The sequence below is a fragment of the Curtobacterium sp. NPDC089185 genome (genome assembly GCF_040685235.1).
Lineage (GTDB): Bacteria > Actinomycetota > Actinomycetes > Actinomycetales > Microbacteriaceae > Curtobacterium > Curtobacterium citri.
Genome location: NZ_JBFBHK010000019.1, coordinates 1 through 17,150, shown reverse-complemented (window position 1 = coordinate 17,150; position 17,150 = coordinate 1). Strand labels below are relative to the sequence as shown.

18 protein-coding genes are annotated in these 17,150 nt (G+C 71.3%); 17 read left to right on the top strand and 1 reads right to left on the bottom strand.

What is annotated here, in order from left to right:
- Positions 1 to 44: 44 nt before the first annotated feature.
- The 15 genes from tilS (at position 45) to AB0N84_RS14515 (ending at position 12,884) form a co-directional block, all read left to right on the top strand.
- Positions 45 to 1,067 carry a tRNA lysidine(34) synthetase TilS gene (gene tilS, locus AB0N84_RS14585; protein ID WP_363547567.1) on the top strand — a complete coding sequence of 341 codons (1,023 nt, stop codon included), beginning with the start codon at positions 45 to 47 and terminating at the stop codon, positions 1,065 to 1,067.
- 16 nt (positions 1,068 to 1,083) lie between these two features.
- Positions 1,084 to 1,635: a hypoxanthine phosphoribosyltransferase gene (hpt, locus tag AB0N84_RS14580; protein WP_069711827.1), complete on the top strand. Its 552-nt coding sequence runs from the start codon at positions 1,084 to 1,086 to the stop codon at positions 1,633 to 1,635.
- 122 nt (positions 1,636 to 1,757) lie between these two features.
- Positions 1,758 to 3,746 carry an ATP-dependent zinc metalloprotease FtsH gene (gene ftsH, locus AB0N84_RS14575; RefSeq protein ID WP_069711828.1) on the top strand — a complete coding sequence of 663 codons (1,989 nt, stop codon included), beginning with the start codon at positions 1,758 to 1,760 and terminating at the stop codon, positions 3,744 to 3,746.
- A gap of 6 nt (positions 3,747 to 3,752) precedes the next feature.
- Complete coding sequence (gene folP / locus AB0N84_RS14570) at positions 3,753 to 4,628, top strand: dihydropteroate synthase (protein ID WP_363547563.1); 876 nt, start codon at positions 3,753 to 3,755, stop codon at positions 4,626 to 4,628.
- Entirely contained in the window at positions 4,625 to 5,014 is a 390-nt protein-coding gene (folB, locus tag AB0N84_RS14565) for a dihydroneopterin aldolase (RefSeq protein WP_363547560.1), read from the top strand. Before folP ends, folB begins: the two co-directional genes overlap by 4 nt.
- Positions 5,011 to 5,583 carry a 2-amino-4-hydroxy-6-hydroxymethyldihydropteridine diphosphokinase gene (gene folK, locus AB0N84_RS14560; protein ID WP_363547557.1) on the top strand — a complete coding sequence of 191 codons (573 nt, stop codon included), beginning with the start codon at positions 5,011 to 5,013 and terminating at the stop codon, positions 5,581 to 5,583. The genes folB and folK overlap by 4 nt, the downstream gene beginning before the upstream one ends.
- Positions 5,580 to 6,068, top strand: coding sequence for a DUF3180 domain-containing protein (locus AB0N84_RS14555; protein ID WP_069711831.1), 489 nt, complete (start codon positions 5,580 to 5,582; stop codon positions 6,066 to 6,068). Before folK ends, AB0N84_RS14555 begins: the two co-directional genes overlap by 4 nt.
- 22 nt (positions 6,069 to 6,090) lie before the next feature.
- Positions 6,091 to 6,612, top strand: coding sequence for a PH domain-containing protein (locus AB0N84_RS14550; RefSeq protein ID WP_182046937.1), 522 nt, complete (start codon positions 6,091 to 6,093; stop codon positions 6,610 to 6,612).
- 9 nt (positions 6,613 to 6,621) lie between these two features.
- Positions 6,622 to 8,385 (top strand): PH domain-containing protein, encoded by a 1,764-nt coding sequence (locus tag AB0N84_RS14545; RefSeq protein ID WP_363547552.1) that lies wholly within the window; start codon positions 6,622 to 6,624, stop codon positions 8,383 to 8,385.
- Positions 8,382 to 9,074: a Rossmann-like and DUF2520 domain-containing protein gene (locus AB0N84_RS14540; protein WP_289459273.1), complete on the top strand. Its 693-nt coding sequence runs from the start codon at positions 8,382 to 8,384 to the stop codon at positions 9,072 to 9,074. The genes AB0N84_RS14545 and AB0N84_RS14540 overlap by 4 nt, the downstream gene beginning before the upstream one ends.
- 207 nt (positions 9,075 to 9,281) lie before the next feature.
- Positions 9,282 to 10,817, top strand: a complete 1,536-nt coding sequence (gene lysS / locus AB0N84_RS14535) for a lysine--tRNA ligase (RefSeq protein WP_289459274.1) — start codon at positions 9,282 to 9,284, stop codon at positions 10,815 to 10,817.
- Between the two features lie 40 nt (positions 10,818 to 10,857).
- On the top strand, positions 10,858 to 11,061 hold the full coding sequence (locus AB0N84_RS14530; protein ID WP_069711836.1) for a hypothetical protein: 204 nt from the start codon (positions 10,858 to 10,860) through the stop codon (positions 11,059 to 11,061).
- Between the two features lie 66 nt (positions 11,062 to 11,127).
- The gene (locus AB0N84_RS14525) at positions 11,128 to 11,268 is read left to right on the top strand and encodes a hypothetical protein (protein ID WP_289459275.1); all 141 of its coding nucleotides are present in this window, start codon (positions 11,128 to 11,130) and stop codon (positions 11,266 to 11,268) included.
- A 63-nt stretch (positions 11,269 to 11,331) separates the two neighbouring features.
- On the top strand, positions 11,332 to 11,463 hold the full coding sequence (locus AB0N84_RS14520; RefSeq protein WP_259346175.1) for a hypothetical protein: 132 nt from the start codon (positions 11,332 to 11,334) through the stop codon (positions 11,461 to 11,463).
- 347 nt (positions 11,464 to 11,810) lie between these two features.
- Positions 11,811 to 12,884 (top strand): sigma-70 family RNA polymerase sigma factor, encoded by a 1,074-nt coding sequence (locus AB0N84_RS14515; protein WP_069711837.1) that lies wholly within the window; start codon positions 11,811 to 11,813, stop codon positions 12,882 to 12,884.
- A 164-nt stretch (positions 12,885 to 13,048) separates the two neighbouring features.
- Here AB0N84_RS14515 and AB0N84_RS14510 read toward each other — a convergent pair whose 3' ends face one another.
- Positions 13,049 to 13,981, bottom strand: coding sequence for an NAD(+)/NADH kinase (locus AB0N84_RS14510; protein WP_069711838.1), 933 nt, complete (start codon positions 13,979 to 13,981; stop codon positions 13,049 to 13,051).
- On the opposite strand from AB0N84_RS14510, the gene AB0N84_RS14505 reads away from it, so the two are divergent.
- Together AB0N84_RS14505 and AB0N84_RS14500 are read left to right on the top strand one after the other, a co-directional pair.
- A complete protein-coding gene (locus AB0N84_RS14505; RefSeq protein WP_363547545.1) occupies positions 13,949 to 14,395 on the top strand; it encodes a hypothetical protein in 447 nt (148 codons plus the stop codon). The genes AB0N84_RS14510 and AB0N84_RS14505 overlap by 33 nt on opposite strands.
- Positions 14,396 to 14,520: 125 nt before the next feature.
- Positions 14,521 to 17,037 (top strand): ATP-dependent Clp protease ATP-binding subunit, encoded by a 2,517-nt coding sequence (locus tag AB0N84_RS14500; protein ID WP_069711840.1) that lies wholly within the window; start codon positions 14,521 to 14,523, stop codon positions 17,035 to 17,037.
- Positions 17,038 to 17,150: the final 113 nt, after the last annotated feature.

Genomic DNA, 17,150 nt, shown 5'->3' with positions numbered 1-17,150 from the left:
TCCTGGTCTCATGTACGGGAAGAAAGCGCGGCTAACGTTACCGGGTGATCTCTCCGCGTCCCCGGTTGGACCCCGCCGTCGCAGCGACCCGCCTCGCGGTGCGGACGCTGCTCGCGCAGGCACTGGCCGACGGGGTCGTCCGGTCGGGCGACCTCGTGACGGTCGCGCTGAGCGGCGGACCGGACTCGCTCGCGCTCGCCGCGGCCACCGCGTTCGAGGCGCCGAAGCAGGACCTGCGTGCCGGCGCGGTCGTGGTCGACCACGCGCTCCAGGCGGGCAGCGAGGCGGTGGCGACCCGCGCCTCCCGGCAGGCCGCGGCACTGGGACTCGACCCGGTGACCGTCCGGCGGGTGGCGGTCGGTCCGGACGGCGGTCCGGAGGGCGCCGCACGGGAGGCACGGCACGCCGCCGTCACGGACGTCGCGTCCGCCACCGGGTCACCGCTCGTGCTCTTCGGGCACACCCTCGACGACCAGGCCGAGACGGTGCTGCTGGGCCTGCTGCGCGGCAGCGGGCCGGACGCACTGTCCGGCATGCCGCCGCTCGCGCGGCGGACCGCGGGGCCGGCCTACGGCCGCCCGCTGCTCGGGCTCCGGCGGCACGTGAGCCGTCAGGCGTGCGCCGCCGCGGGGCTCGTGCCGTGGGACGACCCGCAGAACGACGACCCCGCGTACGCCCGGGTGCGGGTCCGGAGCAGCCTGCTGCCGACCCTCGAGCGCGAACTCGGCCCCGGCGTGCCCGAGGCCCTCGCCCGCACGGCCGAGCAGCTCCGCGAGGACGCCGCCGCCCTCGACCACTTCGCCGAGGAGATGGCCGAGGACCTCGCCGAGCACTCCGAGGCCGGCATCTCGCTGTCCGTGCCCGAGCTGCTCGCGAACCCGCCGGCCCTGCGGCAACGGCTCGTCCGGCTCGCGGTCGAGAGCGAGTTCGGCGTGACGCTCTCCCGGGTGCAGACGCTCGAGGTGTGCCGCCTCGTGACCGACTGGAGCGGGCAGGGACCGATCGACCTGCCGGGCGTCCGGGCGGCGCGGGAGGGCGAGCGGGTGGCCTTCACCGCCGCGTCCTGACCGTTACCCTGGACCGGTGGAACTCTCCGACGTCCAGGCAGACCTGTCCGAAGTGCTCTTCACCCCCGAGCAGATCGACGCGAAGCTCGCCGAGCTCGCCGCGGTGGTCGACCGCGACTACGCGGGCAAGGACCCGCTGCTCGTCGGTGTGCTGAAGGGCGCCGTCATGGTGATGGCGGACTTCTCGCGGCACCTCAAGATGCAGGCCCGGATGGACTGGATGGCGGTGTCGTCGTACGGCTCCGGCACGAAGTCGTCGGGCGTCGTGCGGATCCTCAAGGACCTCGACACCGACCTGCACGGCCGCGACGTCATCATCGTCGAGGACATCATCGACTCCGGCCTGACCCTGTCGTGGCTCAAGCAGAACCTGGCGTCCCGCGGTGCCGCGAGCGTCGAGATCGTCGCGCTGCTCCGCAAGCCCGAGGCCGCGAAGGTCGAGGTCGACGTGAAGTACGCCGGCTTCGAGATCCCGGACGCGTTCGTGGTCGGCTACGGCCTCGACTACGACGAGCGCTACCGGAACCTGCGCGGCATCGGCGTCCTCGCACCGCACGTGTACTCCTGACGGGGGGCGGGCGTGCAGTTCGCCCGCAGAGGACACCCATTCTCGCCACAGAGTGACGGCCGTATGCTGACCACCACGCAACTCCGGCAGAGAAAGGTGTCGGGCCATCGCGCCCGGATCACATGAACTTCAAGCGCATCTTCCGCGGCCCGTACCTCTACGTGCTCATCGCGCTGGTCGGCATCTTCATCGGCTGGAGCGTCATCGCGCAGTCCGGCACGCAGCAGATCGACACCCAGAAGGGTCTCGAGCAGCTCGCCGACGGCAAGGTCTCGTCCGTGGTCGTGAACTCGACCGAGCAGCGCGTCGACCTCACCCTCAAGGACGGCAACGCGAAGGAGCAGTTCTACTACTCCACGCCGCGTGGCGAAGAGGTCATCAGCGCGGTCAACGACGCGAACCTCCCCGACGGCTACAACGACACCGTGCAGCAGGGCAACTGGTTCCTGTCCCTGCTCGGCATCATCCTGCCGTTCCTCATCATCGGTGCCCTGTTCTGGTTCCTCCTGTCGAGCGCCCAGGGCGGCGGCTCGAAGGTGATGCAGTTCGGCAAGTCGCGCGCGAAGATGAACAACAAGGAGAACCCGCAGGTCACCTTCGCCGACGTCGCCGGTTCCGACGAGGCCATCGAGGAGCTCCACGAGATCAAGGAGTTCCTGCAGGAGCCGGCCAAGTTCCAGGCCGTCGGCGCGAAGATCCCGAAGGGCGTGCTGCTGTACGGCCCTCCCGGCACCGGCAAGACCCTGCTCGCCCGCGCCGTCGCGGGTGAGGCGGGCGTGCCGTTCTACTCGATCTCCGGTTCGGACTTCGTCGAGATGTTCGTCGGTGTCGGTGCGAGCCGCGTCCGCGACCTGTTCGACCAGGCCAAGCAGAACGCCCCCGCCATCGTCTTCATCGACGAGATCGACGCCGTCGGTCGTCACCGTGGCGCCGGCATCGGCGGCGGCAACGACGAGCGCGAGCAGACGCTCAACCAGCTGCTCGTCGAGATGGACGGCTTCGACGGCAAGACGAACGTCATCCTGATCGCCGCGACGAACCGTCCCGACGTGCTCGACCCCGCGCTCCTCCGCCCGGGCCGCTTCGACCGCCAGATCGGCGTGGACGCGCCGAGCCTGCAGGGCCGCAAGCAGATCCTCGAGGTGCACGCGAAGGGCAAGCCGCTCGCAGCGAGCGTCGACCTCGAGCTCCTCGCCCGCAAGACGCCGGGCTTCACCGGCGCCGACCTGGCGAACGTCCTCAACGAGGCCGCCTTGCTGACCGCGCGCTCGAACGCGCAGCTCATCGACAACCGTGCCCTCGACGAGGCGGTCGACCGCGTGATGGCCGGCCCGCAGCGGCGCACCCGGATCATGTCCGACCAGGAGAAGCTCATCACCGCGTACCACGAGGGCGGCCACGCCCTGGCGGCAGCGGCGATGCGGCACACCGACCCGGTCACGAAGATCACGATCCTGCCGCGCGGCCGTGCCCTCGGCTACACGATGGTGCTCCCGCTCGAGGACAAGTACTCGGTGACCCGCAACGAGCTGCTCGACCAGCTGACCTACGCCATGGGCGGTCGCGTGGCCGAGGAGATCGTCTTCCACGACCCGACCACGGGTGCGTCGAACGACATCGAGAAGGCCACGTCGACCGCGCGCAAGATGGTCACCGAGTACGGCATGAGCCGTGCCGTCGGTTCCGTCAAGCTCGGGTCCGGTTCGAGCGAGCCGTTCGTCGGTCGCGACATGAGCGGTGGCAGCGGCCGCGACTACTCGGAGAACATCGCCGAGACCGTCGACGCCGAGACCCGCGCCCTGCTCGAGGCCGCGCACGACGAGGCCTACGAGGTGCTCAACGCGAACCGCGACATCCTCGACCGCCTGGCCGGGGAGCTCCTCGACAAGGAGACGCTGGACGCGCCGGAGCTCGTCGAGATCTTCAAGGACGTCCGCAAGCTGCCCGAGCGCCCGCAGTGGCTCTCGAGCGACAAGCGGCCGGTCTCGAACCTGCCGGCGATCGAGTTCCCGGGCAAGGCCGCCTCGACCGCGGCGGAGCAGGGCGACCCCGAGTCGTCGTCGAAGCCCCGTCGTCGTCCGTTCGGCAACCCGGGTATCGCCCCCGCCTAGCCCGGCATGACCGACCTGCCGACGAGGCGCGCGCGCCGGCTCGCCGAGGTGCGCCGCGCCGCCCACCCCGCACAGGCGGGCACGCGTGTCATGGGCATCCTCAACGTCACGCCCGACTCGTTCAGCGACGGCGGCCTCCACCTCGCGGTGGACGCCGCCGTCGCCCACGCCCGTGACCTCGTGGCGAACGGCGCCGACCTGGTCGACGTCGGCGGTGAGTCCACCCGGCCCGGCGCCGAACGGGTCCCGCCGACGGTGGAGCAGGAGCGCGTGCTGCCCGTCGTCCGGCAGCTCGTCTCCGAGGGCATCGCGGTGAGCGTCGACACGATGAACGCCTCCACGGCGGAGCTGTCCGTGGCGGCCGGTGCGGTCGTGGTGAACGACGTCTCCGGCGGTCTGGCCGACCCCGACATGGTGCGCGTCGTCCGCGACACGGGCACGGGCTTCGTCGTCATGCACTGGCGCGGGCACAGCGACCGCATGTACCGGAACGCCGAGTACACGCACGCGGTCGAGGAGGTCCGGCGCGAGGTGGAGTTCCGGGTCGCGGAGCTCATCGTCCTCGGGGTGCGCGAGGAGCAGGTCGTCATCGACCCGGGCCTCGGCTTCGCCAAGCGGGGTGCGCAGAACTGGGAGATCCTGGCCGGCTACGAGCGGTTCGCGTCGATCGGGCTGCCGGTCCTCGTCGCGGCGTCGCGCAAGCGCTTCCTCGACGGCGTCGGCAGCCCCGCGGGAGCCCCGCCCGCCGACCGGGACCTCGCCACCGCCGCGATCAGCCTGCTCGCCGCAGAGCGCGGCGCGTGGGGGGTCCGCGTGCACGACCCGGCACCGACCCGTGCCGTGCTCGACGTCTGGGATGCCTGGAGGGCAGCACGAACATGAGGGACACCATCCGACTCACCGGGGTCCGCGCACGCGGACACCACGGCGTCTTCGACCACGAGCGGCAGGACGGCCAGGACTTCGTCGTCGACGTCGCAGTCGAGGTCGACGCCCGCACGGCCTCGGGCAGCGACGACCTCGACGACACGGTGCACTACGGGGTGCTCGCCGAGCAGGTCGTCGCCGAGATCGAGCGCGACCCGGTCGACCTCATCGAGACCGTCGCCGAGCGCATCGCCGCCGCGGTCCTGACGCACCGCGCGGCACTGGCGACCGAGGTCACCGTGCACAAGCCGCAGGCGCCGATCACCGTGCCGTTCACGGACGTGTCGATCACGATCCAGCGCAGCCGCGGCGGCGCCTCGGTGTCCGAGGAGGAAGAGTGACCCGCGCCGTCATCGCCCTCGGCGCCAACCTCGGCGACCGGGGCAGCACCCTGCGGGCGGCCGCGCAGGCGATCGCCGCGGTGCCGGGCGTCCGACCGGTGGCCTCGAGCCGCGAGGTCGAGTCCGTCGCCCTGACGCTCGACGGGCTCGACACGACGAAGCCGCGGTACCGGAACGCCGTCGTCGTGGTCGACACCGACCTGACGCCCGACGCGTTGCTCGACGCGCTGCACGGCATCGAGGACGACCACGGGCGCACCCGCGAGGTCCGGTGGGGCGACCGCACGCTCGACCTCGACGTCGTGGCCATCGACGACCTCCGGATCGACACAGCGACCCTGACCGTGCCGCACCCGCGTGCGGGGGAGCGGGCGTTCGTGCTCGCCCCGTGGCTCGACGCCGACCCGGACGCCGAGCTGCCCGGTGCCGGGCCCGTCGCCGACCTGCTCGCCGCACTCGGCGACGACACGGAGCGCATCGACGAGCCGCGCCTGTTCGACGGGCCGCGTCTCTTCGACGGGCAGGCGAGCGGGCAGGGGACCGAGCAGGGGCCGGAGCACACGCGGTGAAGCCGACCCGCGCATCCACCCTCGTCAGCGTCGCCGTCGTGGCCGCCGTCGCCGGGTTCGCCCTCGACGCCGTGCTCGCGTCGCGCCAGTCTCCGACGCTCCTGCTCTCGACGCCGCTCGGCGTGACGCTCGCCCTGATCGGTGTCGCCGTCGTCGCGATGGCCCGGCCCGTCCGCCGGCACGCCCGTGACGGTGCGACCCGCCAGCACGCCGTCGACCCGCTGTACGCCACCCGCGTGGTCGTGCTCGCGAAGGCCTCGAGCATCGCGGGCGCGCTCTTCGGTGCCTTCGCCGCCGGACTGCTCGTGTACCTCCTGACCCGCTCGGCCCTGCCGCCGCTAGGCTCGGTCCTGCCGAACGCCGTCGCGGTCGGGGGCGGTCTCGTGCTCGTGGTGTGCGCGCTCGTCGCCGAGCGCATGTGCATGGCGCCGCCACCGGGCGACGACGATGACGACCTGCCGAGGGGCGGGACGGCGGCGAACTGACCGACGACCGCAGGAGGCCGCGATGCCGCTCGAACGACTCGACGAGGCGGGGCTCGGCCTGACCGGTACCGAGTGGACGCGTGTCTCGACGAAGCTCGTCTGGACCGAACTCGTCAGCACCGTGGTGGTCGGGGTCGTCGTCACCGCCGGCTGCGTGCTCTTCGCGGTGCTGTTCGGCGGCTTCGGCGGGCCGGCGGGCACGGTCTGGACCCTGGTCGCGATCGCGGTGGCCCTCGTCGCCCTGGTCACCGCCGTCCTCACGCCCCGCCGCGTCCGTGCGATCGGGTACGCCCTGCGCGACGACGACCTCGTGCTCCGCCGCGGCCTGATGTGGCAGCGCTTCACCGCCGTGCCGTACGGGCGCATGCAGCTCGTCGACGTGAACCGCGGGCCGCTCGACCGGATCCTCGGGCTCAGCGAGCTGAAGTTCGTGACCGCCGCCGCGTCGACCAACGTCCGCATCCCGGGCATCCCCGCCGCGGACGCCGACGAGCTGCGCGACCGACTCGTCGAGCTCGCCGAGTCCCGCCGCGCCGGGCTCTAGGGGACGACGATGACCTTCCGACCCGGACCGCCCCCACCCGCGCCACCACGACGGGGCAACGCGGCCGCGGCAGCACCCCTGACCGACGGCGAGTGGCACCGTCTGCACCCCCTGACGCCCCTGCTGAAGGGCGGCATCTTCCTGATCGTCGTCCTCGGGTACGTCCTGAACAACCTCCGCGACCAGGTGCTGGAGTTCTTCGTGCCGGGCGAGGGGCCGCAGGACGACGGCGACCCCGTCCGCTACGTGTGGGAGCACGGGGCCGTCGGCTGGGTGGCGCTCGCGATCGTGGTGCTGCTCGTCGTGCTGATCGGGCTCTTCTACGTGTCCTGGCGGATGCACGAGTTCCGCGTGACCGGCGACGTCGTCGAGGTCCGGTCCGGCGTGCTGTTCCGGAACCACCGGAAGGCGCGGCTCGACCGGATCCAGGGCATCAACATCTCGCGACCCGTCGTCCCGCGGATCTTCGGCACCGCGAAGCTCGAGATCGCGCAGGCCGGCAACGACGCGAACGTGCAGCTCGCCTACCTCGGCGCACGCGCGGCGGACGACCTGCGGTCGCGCATCCTCGTCCTGGCCTCGGGCGCGCAGGACGACGAGCAGACCGCGGTGCGGGGCTCGAACGGCGTGCTGCAGGACCGCGTCGACGAGCTCTTCTCGCCGGAGCTCGACCCCGCCGCCGTCCGGGCCACCCGGGTCGTGAAGGTCCACCCGGGCCGGCTCATCGCCTCGATGCTGCTCTCGTTCACGACCGTGTTCTTCGTCGTGGTCGTCGCGGCGATCGTCGTCAGCATCGCGGTCACCGGTGAGTACGGCATCCTGTTCGCCCTGTTCCCCGTGGTCATCGGCGCCGGTGGCTACACCGTCCGCAAGTTCTCGCGCTCGCTGCAGTACACGATCGCCGAGACCCGCGACGGCATCCGCATCGGCTTCGGCCTCGTGTCGACCTCGAACGAGACACTGCCGCCCGGTCGCATCCACGCCGTGAGCGTCGCGCAGCCGCTGCTGTGGCGGCCGTTCGGGTGGTGGGACGTCCGCATCAACCGCGCGACGAACGCCGGCAACGGGGCATCGACGAACCAGCAGGCGTCGTCGATCGTGCTGCCCGTCGGGCGGGCCGAGGACGTCCGGCAGGTCCTCGACATCATCCTCCCCGGACTGGTCGGTGCCGCGGTCGTCGGCCCCACCGCCTCCCGCGAGGCACTCCGCGAGGGATCGTCCGAGGCGGTCGGTGTGGTCGACGACAGCCTCACCACGACCGGGGACCGCGGCGGCTTCGTGCACTCGCCCCGCCGCGGTGCCTGGCTCCGGCCGTTCTCCTCCCGCCGCAACGGGTACCGGTTCGTCCAGGGCGCGGTCCTCCTGCGCCTCGGCGCCGTGTGGCGGTCGCTCGTGATCGTCCCGCTGCCGCGCGTGCAGAGCGTGAAGGTCGAGCAGGGGCCGCTCGAGCGCGTCCTCCGGCTCGCCTCGGCGCACGTCCACACGGTCGCCGGACCGGTGTCACCCCGCATCGGGGCGCTCGACGCGGGCGACGCGCAGCGCCTCTGGTCCGAGACGGCGCACCGCGCCGTCGAGGCCGCCGCCGCCGACACCTCCCACCGGTGGCGCGAACGGGAGGCCCGGCCCACCCCCGCCACGCGCGCTCCGCACCCGCAGTGGGCGGCGACCACGGCCCCCGACGCCCCCACGGGTACGTCGCGCGCCGACGACGGGACGCGCTCCGCGCCTCCCGTCCGGTGGACCGACGTGCCGCCACCCGGAGCCGCGCGGTGAGGGCCGGACGACTCGGCGTCGGCATCGTCGGCGCCGGACGGGTCGGACCGGTCCTGGGTGCGGCACTGGCGAACGCGGAGCACGCCGTCGTCGGGGTGACCGCCGTTTCCGACGCGGGACGCGACCGCGCCGAGGCCATGCTGCCCGGCGCGCCGGTCCTCGCGACACCGGAACTGGTGGAGCGCAGCGAGCTCGTGCTGCTCGCGGTGCCGGACGACCAGCTCGCCTCGCTCGTGCAGGGCCTGGCGGACGCGGGCATCTGGCAGCCGGGACAGCTCGTCGTGCACACGAGCCCCGACCACGGCGTCGAGGTCCTGCGCCCGGCGATGTCCGCCGGCGCCATCCCGCTCGCGATCCACCCCGCGATGGCCTTCACCGGCACGAGCGTCGACCTCGTCCGACTCCGTGACGCGTACTGCGCCGTGACCGCTCCCGCGCCCGTGCTCCCGATCGCCCAGGCGCTCGTCGTCGAGATGGGCGCGGAGCCGTTCGTCGTCGCCGAGCAGGACCGCCCCGCGTACGCCGACGCCGTGCGCGCCGCGGTGTCGTTCTCGACCGCGATCGTCGACCAGTCCGCGGGCACGCTCTCCGGGATCGGCGTCGAGCACCCCGGCCGGGTCCTCGGCACCCTCGTCCGCTCGGCGGTCGACAACGCCCTCGCCGCGGCCGACGGCCAGGCGACGCTGTAGCGCACCCGGGCCTGCACGGTCCGTCGGTGGCCCTGCCCCACGGGCGCTCCGATCGTATGACCATTGGAGCGTCCGCGGGCTCGTCCCTCCGACCGGACCGTCTGCGTGGTCCGGCCCGATCCGGTCGCGTGCTGCCGGTCGACCGGACCGTGTCCGACCGGCCGGTACCATCGGTGCATCCCCACGACCCATCGGAGCCGCACCAGCATGACCGACGAGACCGCACCCGCCACCGAGCCCTCGGGCGACGGCCCCTCCGCCGAGGAGCTCGCCGCCGCCGAGACCAGCGAGCAGCGACAGGTGCGGCTCGACAAGCGGGCGAAGCTGCTCGACGCGGGCATCGAGGCGTACCCGGCCGAACTGCCGATCACCACGACGATCCCGGCGGTCCGCGAGCAGTACGCGCACCTCGAGACCGGCGAGGAGACCCAGGACGTCGTCGGTGTCGCCGGCCGCATCGTGTTCTCCCGCAACACCGGCAAGCTCTGCTTCGCGTCGCTGCAGTCCGGTGACGGCTCCCGCATCCAGGCGATGGTCTCCCTGGCGGAGGTGGGCGAGGAGTCGCTCGCCCGGTGGAAGGAGTACGTCGACCTGGGCGACCACGTGTTCGTGCACGGTCGCGTCATCTCCTCGCGTCGCGGCGAGCTGAGCATCATGGTCGACGAGTGGCAGATCGCGGCGAAGGCGATCCTGCCGCTGCCGAACCTGCACAACGAGCTGAACGAGGAGACCCGGGTCCGCCAGCGGTACCTCGACCTCATCGTCCGCGACCAGGCACGCGAGACCGTCCGCGCCCGCGCTGCCGTCATGGCGTCGCTCCGGCAGACGTTCACCGGGCACGAGTACCTCGAGGTCGAGACCCCGATGCTGCAGACGCAGCACGGTGGCGCCTCGGCGCGTCCGTTCGTGACGCACTCGAACGCCTTCGACACCGAGCTGTACCTGCGCATCGCGCCGGAGCTGTTCCTCAAGCGGGCGGTCGTCGGCGGCATCGACCGCGTGTTCGAGATCAACCGCAACTTCCGCAACGAGGGTGCCGACTCGTCGCACTCGCCCGAGTTCGCGATGGTCGAGGCGTACCAGGCGTACGGCAACTACGAGCAGATGGCGGACCTCACGCAGGAGCTCGTTCAGAACGCCACGAAGGCGGTGACCGGCGGTTCGCTCGTCGTCACGCTGCCGGACGGCACCGAGTACGACCTCGGTGGCGACTGGGCCCGCATGGACATGTACGAGTCCCTGTCCGAGGCGTCCGGACACGAGGTCACCCCGGAGACCCCGCTGTCCGAACTGGTGGCGCTCGCCGAGGCCGAGGGCGTCGAGGTCGCGCACGCCACGCACGGCAAGTACGTCGAGGAGCTCTGGGAGCACTTCAACTCGGACAAGCTGCACGCCCCGACGTTCGTGATGAACTTCCCGGTCGACACCTCGCCACTCACCCGGCAGCACCGCACCCGCCCGGGTGTCGTCGAGAAGTGGGACCTGTACGTGCGTGGCTTCGAGCTCGCGACCGCGTACTCCGAACTCGTCGACCCCGTCGTGCAGCGCGAGCGCTTCGTCGAGCAGGCGAAGCTCGCCGCAGGCGGTGACCCCGAGGCGATGCGTGTCGACGAGGAGTTCCTGCGGGCCCTCGAGCACGCGATGCCGCCTTCGGGTGGCATGGGCATGGGCGTCGACCGCCTGCTCATGGCGATCACCGGCCTCGGGATCCGCGAGACGATCCTGTTCCCGCTGGTCAAGTAGCGCCGTCGTCCGGCACAGCGGAGCGAGGTACGATGCTCCGGTGCCAGATGGAGTCGTGACCGGGATCATCTTCGCCGTGACGCCGACCGTCGTCGTCGGCCTGATCTTCTGGTTCGTCATGCGCGCGATCATGCGAGCGGACCGCACCGAGCGGTCCGCCTACGCCAAGGTCGAGGCCGAGGAGCGCGCACGCTTCGAGCGTGAGCACGGTCGCCCGGCCCCCGCACCGACCTCCGCGGAGTAGCGCCGCACCTCCCGGGGTGCCGGTCGCGTCACCCGCCGTTCACCGGCGGGTGGTCGACTCGTCCGTGTGGACGCAGCACGGACGGACGCACAGCCGACCGAACCGGCGGACCTCGACCCCGAGGACGCCTTCGGTCACTCCGTGCTGCCCGATCCCGCGAGCGACGCCGTCTGGTCGGACGGCGACGACGACGACATCGACGTCTGAGCGACCGCGACCGGTCACCGGCCGTTCACCGCGTCGTCGCCCTCCGGGGTGAGCATCGTCCGCATGTCCAGCACGCACGCCTTCACCGGCCGCAGCCTCGTCGGCGACTTCGAGAGCGAGTACGACGAGTTCGACCGCGACGCCGACCTCCAGACCGCCGAGCGACGGGACGGGTGGCTCGAACCCTCCTGGTGACGCCGACCGCCGCTCGGTCTTCGGGGTACGGAGTCCGGATCGCAACGATCCGGAACGCCGTACCCCGTTTTCGTGTCCGCTCCGCGCAGCGGGTCGGGGTACACCCTCTGCGGGACCGATGAAACACCGCTGTAACACCGGAGATCCGGCCCGATCGCCTTGTGCACGGGCCTGCAGCGGGGGCATGCTGTCGTTGGGCCTGTACCCCGCGGGGGACAGTTCGGGAGGTGAAGCACGGCGTTCCCTGGGAATCGATCCGATCGGTTTGTGGGGTACACCTTGCGACCGCTTTACTCATGACCACCCCCCACCGAGGCCATCACCGTCGAACCGCAGGGAGAGTCACCATGACGACCGCGACCGCAGCACCGAAGACGACGACCACCGCCACCACCGCGCGCCGCAGCAAGAAGGCAGCAGCCGCGAAGACCGCCGTCGCCGCGGTGGAGACCACCACGCTCGAGGCCGTCGAGGTCGAGGCCGACGAGCAGCTCGCGGGTGTCCGCGGCGCGTCGGTCGACCAGGTCGGCGACTACCTCCGCCACATCGGCCGCCTCTCGCTCCTCACCGCCGAGGAAGAGGCCGACATCGCCCGCCGCATCGAGGTCGGGCTGTTCGCCGAGGAGAAGCTCAACACCGAGGCCGGCATCGACAAGAAGCTGCAGCGCGAGCTGCGCTGGCTCGTCCGCGACGGTGAGCGCGCCAAGGAGCGCATGATCACCTCGAACCTCCGCCTCGTCGTCAGCATCGCGAAGCGCTACTCGCAGCGCGGCCTCCCCTTCATGGACGTCATCCAGGAGGGCAACCTCGGTCTCGTCCGCGCCGTCGAGAAGTTCGACTTCACGCAGGGCTACAAGTTCTCGACCTACGCCACCTGGTGGATCCGCCAGGCGATCTCGCGTGGTCTGGCCGACAAGGCGCGCACCATCCGCATCCCGGTCCACACCGTGGAGCTCATCAACAAGATCTCGCGCACCGAGCGCGACCTGACCGTGGACCTCGGCCGCGCGCCGATGCCCGACGAGGTCGCCGCCGAGCTCAGCATGAGCACCGAGGAACTCCTGGACCTCAAGGGCCGCTCGCACGAGCCGGTGTCGATCCACACCGTGGTCGGCGACTCGGACGACAGCGAGCTCGGTGACTTCATCGAGGACGAGGACGCCGCGAGCCCGAACGAGCTCACCGAGACGACGCTCCTGCACCGCGACATCCGCTCCATCGTCGCCGAGCTGCCGAGCGACGAGGCCAACGTCATCCGCATGCGCTACGGCCTGGACGACGACAAGCCGATGACGCTCGACGAGATCTCGAAGATCGTCCACACGACCCGTCAGGCGGTCAGCCGTGTCGAGTCGCGTGCGAAGCTGCGCCTGTTCGCGAAGGCCGTGAGCCAGGACATGCAGCTGTACCTGACCGACTGAGGTCAGCAGGCTTCGGCCGACGCGAGCGCGTCGGCTGGGGGAACCGGGTCGTCCTGTGGGAAGGCTGCCCGGTGGGGTGATGGGACGGCCCGTCCAGGCACTGCCTGGACGGGCCACTCGTCTGTCCGTGGCCGAGCTGCCCGGAGGCTGCCCGGTGGGCCCCGCTAGTCCTCGAGCTCGCGGCCGAGCTTCTGGCGCAGGTCGTGCGGGATGAGCTCGATGAGCTGGTCCGGCCGCACCGGCAGGTCGAGCAGGCTGAGCTTCACCCGGCCGGTGCGTCCGTGCCGCTCGGCGTCGAGCCGCACCACGCTCCCGGCGTCCTTCCGCAGTCGGACGTCGATCTGCGCACCGGTCGCCACCTCGCCCACGACGAGCCCGTCGACCTCGAGCGCGGCGCTCCGTGTGCCCTCGGCGATGTCGAACCGGTAGCGCTCGCGGGCGGCGAGGACCACGGACCGGTCGATGCCCGCCATCGGTGCGACCGGCGTGACGACGGAGCCGGACAGCGCGGGGGAGAGCACCGGTCCGCCCGCGGCGTAGTTGTACGCGGTGGAGCCGGCGGGCGTCGCGGCGACGATGGCGTCCGCACGGTAGTAGCCGTAGCCGAGCCCGCCGACGCTGAGGTCGGCGGACACCTGCCCGGCACCGGGTCGTCGCACCACGGTCAGGTCGTTGAAGGCCAGGTAGTCGGTGCGGGCGCCGCTCCAGGACAGGCGGGCCTCGAGCGCGTGGTGCGGTTCGAGTTGGTAGTCGCCGGCGGACAGCCGGTCGAGCGCGTGCTCGAGCTCGGGCGGCTCGATCTCGACGAGGAAGCCGACGTTGCCGTAGTTCACGCCGAGCACCGGGACCGGACGCTTGGCGACGAGCCGCATGGCGCCGAGCATCGTGCCGTCCCCGCCGAGCGCGACGACCAGGTCGACCTGGTCGGTGAAGTCGTCGTCGCCGATGACGTCGACGCCCCCGCCGATGCGCTGCGCGTCGGCCCGACGGGCGACGAGCTGGCCGCGTCCGGAGGCGTTCCACCGCTGCAGGGTCGCGATCGACTCCTGCACGTTCTTGGTGGGGTGGACGACGAGGCCGACGACGGGCTGCTCCATGGCCGCAGCGTACCCGCCCACTCCACCGACTCCCTCGGTCCGACTGGTGTTTCCCTCCTCGTCGCGGCCGTCACACTGTGCACCGGCTTGCCGCGTCTCCGAGTCGTCCTGGACGCGCACGGCGTGACGGTCGCGGCGGTCCGGCACGAGATCGCTCCGTGCGGCGGGGTCGGCGCCACGGTGCCCCACGAGGACGACCGCATCGCGTGCACCCCAGCGGTGGTCCGCGTCCTGGCCCGGGCAGCGCAACTCGCCGGCCCGCTCGAGCGGGTACGCCCGCACCACGTGCTGCTCGCGCTCTGCGAAGGTGTCGACGATCCGTCCTGGGGAGCAGCGCACGACGTGCTGGAGCGCATCGGGGTCGAACCGCGCCGCTTCCGACGGGCCCTCAGGCGCGCAGCTCGGCGTCCGTGACCGGCCGCTGCCCGCCCGGCGAAGAGAGGTCACGCCCACGGCGAACAGGGGCAGCCCTGCGGGGGTCCGCTGGTTAGTCTCGATGTACGTCACCGAGCTCCCACGAGCCCGGCAAGGGAGAGCACATGTTCGAGAGATTCACCGACCGAGCCCGTCGTGTTGTCGTCCTCGCTCAAGAAGAAGCGAAGATGCTCAACCACAACTACATCGGCACCGAGCACATCCTCCTCGGCCTCATCCACGAGGGCGAGGGCGTCGCCGCCAAGGCACTGGAGTCGCTCGGCATCTCGCTCGATGCCGTCCGCGAGCAGGTCCAGGACATCATCGGGCAGGGCCAGCAGCAGCCGACCGGGCACATCCCGTTCACACCGCGCGCCAAGAAGGTGCTCGAGCTGTCCCTGCGCGAGGCGCTGCAGCTCGGTCACAACTACATCGGGACCGAGCACATCCTGCTCGGCCTCATCCGCGAGGGCGAGGGCGTCGCCGCCCAGGTCCTCGTGAAGCTCGGCGCGGACCTCAACCGTGTCCGCCAGCAGGTCATCCAGCTCCTGTCCGGCTACCAGGGCAAGGAAGCGGTCGCCGTCGGCGGCGAGCAGCAGCAGAACGCCCAGCAGGGTTCGCAGGTCCTCGACCAGTTCGGCCGGAACCTCACCCAGGCCGCGCGCGACGGCAAGCTCGACCCGGTCATCGGGCGCGAGAAGGAGATGGAGCGGGTCATGCAGATCCTCTCCCGCCGCTCCAAGAACAACCCCGTCCTGATCGGTGAGCCGGGCGTCGGCAAGACCGCGGTCGTCGAGGGCCTCGCCCAGGCGATCGTCAAGGGCGACGTCCCAGAGACGCTGAAGGACAAGCAGCTCTACTCGCTCGACCTCGGGTCGCTCATCGCCGGGTCCCGCTACCGCGGTGACTTCGAGGAGCGCCTCAAGAAGGTCACGAAGGAGATCCGCACCCGCGGCGACATCATCGTCTTCATCGACGAGATCCACACGCTCGTCGGTGCCGGTGCTGCCGAGGGCGCGATCGACGCCGCGTCGATCCTCAAGCCGCTCCTCGCCCGCGGTGAGCTGCAGACGGTCGGTGCGACCACGCTCGACGAGTACCGCAAGCACTTCGAGAAGGACGCCGCACTCGAGCGTCGCTTCCAGCCGGTGCAGGTCAACGAGCCGTCGCTGCCGCACGCGATCAACATCCTCAAGGGCCTCCGCGACAAGTACGAGGCGTTCCACAAGGTGTCCATCACCGACGGCGCGATCGTCGCCGCGGCGAACCTGGCGGACCGCTACGTGCAGGACCGCTTCCTGCCGGACAAGGCCATCGACCTGATCGACGAGGCCGGCGCACGCCTCCGCCTATCGATCCTGTCGGCGCCGCCGGAGCTCCGCGAGTTCGACGAGAAGATCTCGACGGTCCGCGGGCAGAAGGAAGCCGCCATCGAGGAGCAGGACTTCGAGAAGGCCGCGAGCCTGCGCGACGAGGAGAAGAAGCTCCTCGGCGAGCGTCTCCGCCTCGAGAAGCAGTGGCGTGCGGGTGACGTCGCCGCGTCCGGCACCGTCGACGAGGGCATCATCGCCGAGGTCCTGGCGCAGGCCACGGGCATCCCGGTCTTCAAGCTCACCGAGGAGGAGACCTCGCGTCTCGTCTTCATGGAGAAGGCCCTGCACGAGCGCGTCATCGGTCAGGAGGAAGCCATCTCGGCCCTCTCGAAGACCATCCGCCGCACCCGCGCCGGCCTTAAGGACCCGAACCGCCCCTCGGGCTCGTTCATCTTCGCCGGCCCCACGGGCGTCGGCAAGACCGAGCTCGCCAAGGCACTCGCCGAGTTCCTGTTCGACGACGAGGGCGCGCTGATCTCCCTCGACATGTCGGAGTTCGGCGAGAAGCACACCGTCTCGCGACTCTTCGGTGCCCCTCCCGGGTTCGTCGGGTTCGAGGAGGGCGGCCAGCTCACCGAGAAGGTGCGCCGCAAGCCGTTCTCCGTGGTCCTGTTCGACGAGATCGAGAAGGCCCACCCGGACATCTTCAACTCGCTGCTGCAGGTCCTCGAAGAGGGTCGCCTGACCGATGGTCAGGGCCGCGTGGTCGACTTCAAGAACACCGTCATCATCATGACCACGAACCTCGGTTCGCAGGGCATCGCCGGTGGCCCGGTGGGCTTCCAGGTCGAGGGTGACTCGGCCGTCGGCTACGACCGCATGCGCTCGAAGGTGAACGAGGAGCTCAAGAAGCACTTCAAGCCGGAGTTCCTGAACCGCGTCGACGACACGATCGTGTTCCCGCAGCTCTCGCAGTCCGAGCTGCTGCAGATCGTGGACCTGTTCGTGAAGCGCCTGGCGGACCGCCTGCTCGACCGCGACATGACGGTGGAGCTCACGCTCCCCGCCAAGGAGCAGCTCATCAAGGTCGGCTTCGACCCGGCACTCGGTGCCCGACCGCTGCGCCGCGCGATGCAGCACGAGGTCGAGGACCAGCTGTCCGAGCACATCCTGCAGGGTGAGCTCAACGCCGGCGACCACGTGAAGGTCGACTTCGCCGAGGGCAAGTTCCAGTTCGAGACCGGGCGTCAGCCGGGTCGCGAGGAGGTCCTCGCCGGGGCTGCCGCGGTCGAGTCCGCGGAGACCCCGCAGGGCGAGATCGAGTCCTAGGACGCGACCAGCCGACGGACGGGAGGCGCGGGGGCCGCCGGCCCCCCGCCGCCCCCCCCGCGGGGGGGGGGTGGGTACCCTAGGCGCGGGTTACCCGCGGCGCGCGGCCGAGG